This window comes from Sphaerospermopsis kisseleviana CS-549 (genome assembly GCF_028329225.1).
In the GTDB taxonomy this organism is placed as follows: Bacteria; Cyanobacteriota; Cyanobacteriia; order Cyanobacteriales; family Nostocaceae; genus Sphaerospermopsis; species Sphaerospermopsis kisseleviana.
The window spans coordinates 1-7,647 of the sequence record NZ_JAQMTI010000034.1; the positions used below are offsets into that span (position 1 = coordinate 1).

The window sequence follows — 7,647 nt, forward strand, 5'->3', positions numbered from 1 at the left end:
CCTGTACAGGTGTTCAGCATTCGGGGGATTGATGATAAATTTGACGACAAGGTTATTTCCTGTAGGGGCGAAGCATTCGGGCGATCAATTCTCAATTTTATTACAAGATTATTTTCCGAATGCTTCGCCCTATGACTATTGATTCCTGTACAGGTGTTCAGCATTCGGGGGATTGATGATAAATTTGACGACAAGGTTATTTTCCGAATGCTTCGCCCCTACGACTCCTTACTCCTTTAAAAACTATGCAAACCTATCAAATAACTATCGGAGAATTAACTATAGATGTCGTCAGAAAAGACATTAAAAATCTACATCTAGCAGTTTATCCCCCAGATGGAAGAGTAAGAATTGCCACACCTTTACATATTAATGATGAATCCTTGCGATTATTTGTAATTGAAAAATTAGCATGGATTAAAAAACATCAAATTAAGTTTCAATCTAATAATCAATCTAATAAATCTAATAATCAACCTAATAATCAACCTAATAATCAACCTAATAATCAATTTTCCAACCTACCGGAAAAAATAGCATATTTATCAGGAGAAAATCACTACTTTCAAGGTAAAAGCTATATATTAAACGTGATTGAAAAACCTGGTAATGCACAAATAGAAATTAGAAATAACACATATATTGATTTATATATTAAAACAGGAAGTAATACAGAACAACGGCAAAAAGTCTTAAATAATTGGTATCGTCAACAATTAAAAATACAAATTCCCCCATTAATAGCTAAATGGGAAAAAATCATAGGTGTAAATATTAACGAATGGGGAATAAAAACCATGAAAACAAAATGGGGAACTTGCAATGTACAAGCTAAACGCATTTGGTTAAATTTAGAACTCGCAAAAAAACCTATTCATTGTTTAGAATATGTAGTAGTGCATGAAATTACCCATCTGTTAGAACGCACCCATAACGCTAAATTTCAAGCTTTAATGGATCAATTTATGCCAAAGTGGCGAGAATATAAAAAAGAATTGAATAACAATAACTAACTAACTAATTTGTTACCAAAAACGTAACCAACCCAAACTTGTATTTAGACAATGCCAAACTATCAATAGGAGTTAAATCTCCCAGATGTTTTAGTAACTGTTAACTGTTAAAAGTTGACAGTAGATAATTGATTGATTTTTTTGAGGAGTGTGCATTTTATGTCTAGAAATACCTTATCAATTTCTTCCCTTCATATCAAGAACCTGGGAAAAATTCTTTATTCCACCTTATTAATATGTATGATATTTGCCCTACCAGCATCAGCCGAAGAAAAAGCCAAATTATGGCGCACCTTAACCGTTAGCGGAAGTGGAGTAGAAAGAATTGCTACCACCTTATCACAAGTTAGTTTAGGTGTAGAAGTGCAAGGAAAAACAGCCGAAGAAGTACAAAAAGAAGCCGCCCGCAAGTCATCTGCCGTAGTCGCCTTACTTAAAAGCCGCAATGTCGAGAAATTAGAAACCACAGGAGTGCGGCTAAACCCAGTTTATAGTTATACCAACAACGTCCAAAGAATTACAGGTTATGCAGCCAGCAACACCGTGAGTTTTCGCTTTCCCACCGATAAAGTCGGTACATTATTAGATGAAGCAGTCAAAACCGGAGCAACACAAATTAATGGTATTAGTTTTGTCGCCACAGATGAAGCTATTAGCAACGCCCAAAAACAAGCATTAAAAAAAGCTACCCAGGATGCCCAACAACAAGCCGATGCAGTTCTTGACACCTTGGGTTTTCAACCAAAAGAAATAGTGAGTATTCAAATTAATGGGGCAAGTGCGCCCCCACCACCAATGTTACAACGGGTTGAAATTGCTAAAGCAAACCTCGCCGATGCTTCCACCCCCATAGTCGGCGGTGAACAAGAAGTACAAGCATCTGTTACTTTGCAAATTAGTTATTAGGAACAGGGAACAGGGAACTCTTAACAGGGAACAGGGAACAGGAAATATTTATCTTTATTCTGACTCCTGACTCCTGACTCCTGACTCCTGACTCCTGACTCCTGACTCCTGACTCCTGCACCTAAAAATTCTCTGGAGACATATCCCCCATAGCCGCCTCAGCATCACGCTTAGAACCGAGTAATTCTAGTTGGTCTACATAAATGACTGGCTTTGAACGATTAACACCTGTTTGGCGATCGCTCCAACTATCAAATTTCAGAGAACCTTTAACCCCAATTAAACTTCCTTTACGTACATAATTACCTGCTACTTCCGCAGTTTTTCCCCACAGTTCCAAATTAAACCAGTCTGGTTGATCACTATTTTTTGTTTTTCTATTAACCGCTAAAGTTAACTCACATTTAACCTTTCCCGACTCAAAATACCTGATATTCGGATCGCCACCTACACGTCCAACAAGAGTGACAACATTAATGCTCATGGGTCTTACCTTAGTCTTAAATTACTGTTAAACTTGAGTACGATTGTACTGATTAATTTTTGATCTTATAATAACCAATTGTAAAAACCTGGAAAATATGTTAAGTAATTAACAATCATATATGTTAATTGTCCCAGATGCTTTAAAAATTACTGGTAATTATTGCCATTATACGGTTAAGTTCAGTAAATATGAGAAGAGAGAAAATAAGATGACTGCTACAGCCATCAACATTGACAAAAATTATAGAAAAAAATAGTCTGATTTACTGGAGTCAGGCAAAGAAATATCATAAAATCCAGGGAAATTAAATCTCACTCTTATCAATTAACACTCACAAATTAGCGCATATAGGGGGCATAGATACGCGTGGGTCTTTTTCGTAACTTTCGCTCATCATGGGATATGGGTATCGACCTCGGTACAGCCAACACCCTAGTTTATGTATCTGGTAAAGGAATTGTACTACAAGAACCGTCAGTAGTTGCCATTGATCAAAATGAAAAAATAGCACTAGCAGTAGGAGAAGATGCCAAAAAAATGCTCGGACGGACACCGGGTAATGTAATAGCGGTCCGCCCCCTGCGTGATGGTGTCATTGCTGATTTTGAGACGGCCGCACTGATGCTAAAAAGCTTTATCCAGCGAGTAAATGAAGGTAAGTCACTGATTTTACCACGGATAGTCATTGGTATTCCCAGCGGTGTTACAGGGGTAGAAAGACAAGCTGTAATGACTGCCGCTTCTCACGGAGCCAGGGAAGTATATTTAATTGATGAACCAATAGCAGCAGCCATTGGTGCTGGTTTACCAGTCGCCGAACCCACCGGTAACATGATCATTGATATTGGAGGAGGAACAACAGAAGTAGCTGTACTCAGTTTACAAGGAACAGTCATCAGCGAATCAGTACGTATTGCCGGAGATGAATTAACAGACTCAATTATTCAGTATATGAAAAAAGTTCATAACCTGGTAATTGGTGAAAGAACAGCAGAAGACATCAAAATTCGCATTGGTTCTGCCTATCCTACCGACGATGATCACGATGCTATTATGGAGGTTCGCGGTTTGCACCTGCTTTCTGGATTACCAAGAACTGTTATAATCAAAAGCCCAGAAATTCGAGAAAGTATGTTGGAAGCATTATCAGTAATTATAGAAGCTGTCAAACGCACACTAGAACGGACACCACCAGAACTAGCAGCAGATATTATTGACAGAGGAATTATGTTAGCAGGTGGGGGCGCATTACTTAAAGGGATAGATACCTTAATTAGTCATGAAACAGGTATAGTCACTCATATTGCAGCAGATCCTTTAAGTTGTGTTGTCCTGGGTACAGGTCGTGTGCTAGAAAACTTCAAGCAGCTAGAAAGGGTATTCAGCGGACACTCTCGCAATATGTAGGCAAAAGCGAAAACAAGATAATGGATTCTGTAGCTATAGCTATAAAATAATATAGCCACCACTATTTTAATATAGCAGTTAGCAGTTAGCAGTCAGCAGTCAGCTTTTAAAACTCCTATCTGTTATACAGCAGATTACAGAACAATGAGGTACAAAATCTAAATTGAAACCTATACACTTTCACCAGTCTTACTCCTGACTCCTGACTCCTGCAAGGGCGAAGCATTCGGGCAATCAATGATCAATTTTTCTCACAGCTTATTTTCCTGCAAGGGCGAAGCATTCGGGCAATCAATGATCAATTTTTCTCACAGCTTATTTTCCGAATGCTTCGCCCCTACGACTCCTGACTTCTTAATTCTGCTCTATCTTAAATAATTTATCAAATATAAACAGGCATAAATGTTTACGGCACGCCGTTGGTGGGAAAATAAAGGATTACAAATCGTTTTGTTAGCACTAGTCTTTGGTAGTGCTTGGACACTACGACAGACTCAAGGGGCGCTAGTGATGGAGATATATCTAGGTATTGCCACTCCATTAAAGACGTTGCAGCCAGGAAACACTCCTGAAAATCGCATCCGTGAAGCCAAGTTATTGGAATTGCAAACCCGGATAGTAGAGCTAGAAAGCCAAAATCAAAAACTACAAAGTTTATTGGGATACGTAGAGAAAGAACCACTTGCAAAACGCCCAATAGTAGCCAGGGTAATAGGACGCAGTGCTGGCCATTGGTGGCAGCAAGTAACCTTAAATAGTGGCACAAAAGCAGGTATTCAGAAAGGTTTTGTGGTCAAAGCAGAAGGCGGTTTAGTGGGTTTAGTAGAAAGCGTCACTTCCAATACTAGCCGTGTATTATTAGTTAGCGATCTGAAAAGTCAAGTAGGTGTCACTATTAGCCGTACATCTGCTAAAGGAGTTTTACGAGGTGATTCTTCCGGCGAAGGAGTGCTAGAGTTTTATGAAAAAGTCCCCAATGTCAAAGTTGGAGATTTAGTTTCTACCTCTACTTACAGTCAGAAATTTCCCGCTGGTGTACCAGTAGGCAGAATCAAATCTTTAGATTTAAAGAAACTCCCCACCTCAGTAGCCAAAGTTGAATTATTCCCACCAATACGCTATTTAGATTGGGTAACAGTATATCCAGGTTCAGAAAATACAGATCCGGAACAACCAAACTAAGAGGTGACTGGGGACTGGGAAAGAAAATTGTATCACCAATCACCGATCACCAATTACCTGAAAAATTGAGCAAAACCATGAAAATTCCTGGATTTCCTGGCAGCACAAGCAAGAAAGCAAGAAAGCCAGTCCGCAAATCCAAATCCTTAATTCCCCAACTAACAGATTGGCATCCCTGGCTACGTCAAGTCATGGATTGGACAGTGACATCTGGCTCAGTGCTGTTATGTTTATTGATGTTGCCAACTCGATTCCCAGGCATGGAATTATTGGGTATTGGACCTAACTGGTTACTGATTTGGGTAGTAGCGTGGAGTGTGAAACGCTCTATATTTGCAGGTGCATTGGCAGGTATCATTTTAGGTCTACTGCAAGATGCCTTGACAGCGCCTCACCCGTCCCATGCCATCAGTTTAGGAATTGTAGGAATGCTGACCAGCATAATTCAAAAGCAACGTTTTATTCAAGAAGACTTTATTTCTATTGCTTTAATTGTCTTTGGCATGGCGGTGGTGTCAAATACTATTTTGGCATTGCAATTTTCTTTGATGGGTGGTAGCTGTGGTGCAGAATGTTTCCGCAAAGCGGAAGACATCTGGATATATTACCAACGTGTGGCCTTAGCTTCTGCTATTCTTAGTAGTCTATGGGGTCCTGTGCTTTATTACCCTCTCAATCGTTGGTGGCAAAAAATGAAATTAATTCATAATTCATAAAACAGGGAACAGGAGGCAGGAGTTTTTTTATTTTGGATTTTGGATTTTGGATTTTGGATTTTGGATTGTTTTTGTTAACTCCAATCTAAAATCTAAAATCTAAAATCTAAGATTTTTCCCATTACCCAATCCCCAATCACCAATCCCCAATCACCTCTTCCCCAGTCACAATGTCCTCAAATATGGTAAGTAGTGAATTTGATTCCCTGATGATGCAACGGTGTTTGCAATTAGCCCGGCGTGCTTTGGGACGCACTTCACCAAATCCATTGGTGGGGGCGGTGGTTGTCAAAGATGGGGAAATTGTCGGGGAAGGTTTTCATCCCCGTGCAGGTGAACCTCATGCCGAAGTTTTTGCCCTCCGAGCCGCAGGAGAAAAAGCTCGTGGCGCTACAATTTATGTCAGCCTCGAACCCTGTAACCATTACGGACGCACTCCTCCCTGTTCCGAAGGCTTAATCAAAGCAGGTGTATCTAAGGTAGTTGTGGGTATGGTCGATCCTAACCCTTTGGTAGCAGGAGGTGGTATTGCTCGTTTACGTGATGCGGGAATAGAAGTAGTCGTAGGGGTGGAAGAAGAAGCTTGTCAAAAACTAAATGAAGGTTTTATCCATCGCATTCTCTACAAACGTCCTTTGGGCATTTTGAAATATGCTATGACCCTGGATGGCAAAATTGCTACTAATTCTGGTCATAGTGCTTGGATCACAAATCCCGATGCCCGCAGCGAAGTACATCAACTCAGGGCAGCTTGTGATGCTGTCATTGTCGGTGGTAATACCGTTAGACAGGATAATCCTTATTTAACAACTCATCAGCAAGAAGGACATAATCCTTTGCGGGTGGTGATGAGTCGCAGTTTGAATTTGCCAGAAAATGCCCGTCTGTGGGAAGTGGCGGACGCTCATACTTTGGTGTTAACAGCAGTGGGCAGTTCCCCAGATTTTCAACAGATGTTGCTTAACAGGGGTGTGGAAGTGGTGGAATTTCCCTTGCTCACACCAGATCATGTTATGGCTTATCTATATGGGCGTGGTTTTTGCAGCGTATTATGGGAATGCGGAGGAACTTTAGCCGCAAGTGCGATCGCTCAAAATGCAGTCCAAAAAATTCTGGCTTTTATCGCTCCTAAAATCATTGGTGGTCGTCATGCTCCTACACCCGTAGGTGATTTAGGTTTTACTTCTATGACAGAAGCTATACCCCTAGAAAGAGTTAATTGGCGTGTCGTCGGTTCTGACTGTTTAGTTGAAGGTTATTTACCACAAAAAAGTCAGTAGTTATTAGTTATTAGTCATTAGTTATTAGTCATTAGTCATTAGTTATTAGTCATTAGTTATTAGTCATTGGTTATTTTTCCCAATCACCAATCACCAATACCCTATGACTGTTGACGTTCATAAGCAAGATCACGGATAAGACTGAGCCGAGCGCGGATGTAGTCACAAAGAAAATCTATTTCATGGGGATCTAATAGGGCTTGTTTTGTGGTCTGTTTGACTAACCACTGTACCAAGCTGGCATCGTCCAGCTGCAAAAGAGTTACAGTTTGAGCAGCTTCAACTATAGACCAAAGCTGACGCATAATTGTAGGAGTCATTAGACCTCTATTTAATTATTTAGCTTAGTTTTTTCCAGATTACACAATTTCGATATTAGCTGACTGAATAAATGTACAAGTTGAGATAACTATTATTAAAGGCTTAACAAACTGATTTATATCTTGATAAAGTTTAAAAAATATTAATTATCAAAAATTAACTTTACAATAGTTTACCTAACTTAGATAAACTTTATAGCAGAAGTGTTGAATGTTAAGATTTTGAGGATATTGTCCAATTTGTGCATTGGTATCAGTGATACCAAATTTGAGCAATTAATGACTCTATTCTCAATAGACAATAGGTTTTACCTGGGTAAAACGCCAAGATTGTAA

At 39.6% G+C, this 7,647-nt stretch carries 8 protein-coding genes; 6 read left to right on the forward strand and 2 right to left on the reverse strand.

From position 1 onward, the window contains the following. Positions 1-245 precede the first annotated feature (245 nt). Both PN497_RS02675 and PN497_RS02680 read left to right on the forward strand, forming a co-directional pair. Positions 246-1,013, forward strand: coding sequence for a M48 family metallopeptidase (locus PN497_RS02675; RefSeq protein WP_096568021.1), 768 nt, complete (start codon positions 246-248; stop codon positions 1,011-1,013). Positions 1,014-1,172: 159 nt separating this feature from the next. Further along, on the forward strand, positions 1,173-1,919 hold the full coding sequence (locus tag PN497_RS02680) for an SIMPL domain-containing protein (RefSeq protein WP_096568019.1): 747 nt from the start codon (positions 1,173-1,175) through the stop codon (positions 1,917-1,919). Positions 1,920-2,040: 121 nt separating this feature from the next. On the opposite strand, the gene PN497_RS02685 is transcribed toward PN497_RS02680, so the two are convergent. After that, positions 2,041-2,403, reverse strand: coding sequence for a single-stranded DNA-binding protein (locus tag PN497_RS02685; protein WP_096568017.1), 363 nt, complete (start codon positions 2,401-2,403; stop codon positions 2,041-2,043). A gap of 405 nt (positions 2,404-2,808) precedes the next feature. On the opposite strand from PN497_RS02685, the gene PN497_RS02690 reads away from it, so the two are divergent. The 4 genes from PN497_RS02690 to ribD all read left to right on the forward strand — a co-directional run bounded on the left by PN497_RS02690 (position 2,809) and on the right by ribD (position 6,991). Beyond that, positions 2,809-3,813 (forward strand): rod shape-determining protein, encoded by a 1,005-nt coding sequence (locus tag PN497_RS02690; RefSeq protein ID WP_096568015.1) that lies wholly within the window; start codon positions 2,809-2,811, stop codon positions 3,811-3,813. A 402-nt stretch (positions 3,814-4,215) separates the two neighbouring features. After that, positions 4,216-4,995 carry a rod shape-determining protein MreC gene (gene mreC, locus PN497_RS02695; RefSeq protein WP_096568013.1) on the forward strand — a complete coding sequence of 260 codons (780 nt, stop codon included), beginning with the start codon at positions 4,216-4,218 and terminating at the stop codon, positions 4,993-4,995. A 77-nt stretch (positions 4,996-5,072) separates the two neighbouring features. Then, a complete protein-coding gene (gene mreD, locus PN497_RS02700) occupies positions 5,073-5,711 on the forward strand; it encodes a rod shape-determining protein MreD (protein ID WP_096568011.1) in 639 nt (212 codons plus the stop codon). 182 nt (positions 5,712-5,893) lie between these two features. After that, positions 5,894-6,991: a bifunctional diaminohydroxyphosphoribosylaminopyrimidine deaminase/5-amino-6-(5-phosphoribosylamino)uracil reductase RibD gene (gene ribD, locus PN497_RS02705; protein ID WP_272109540.1), complete on the forward strand. Its 1,098-nt coding sequence runs from the start codon at positions 5,894-5,896 to the stop codon at positions 6,989-6,991. A gap of 101 nt (positions 6,992-7,092) precedes the next feature. Here ribD and PN497_RS02710 read toward each other — a convergent pair whose 3' ends face one another. Beyond that, entirely contained in the window at positions 7,093-7,311 is a 219-nt protein-coding gene (locus PN497_RS02710; RefSeq protein ID WP_096568007.1) for a hypothetical protein, read from the reverse strand. Between the last annotated feature and the right edge of the window lie 336 nt (positions 7,312-7,647).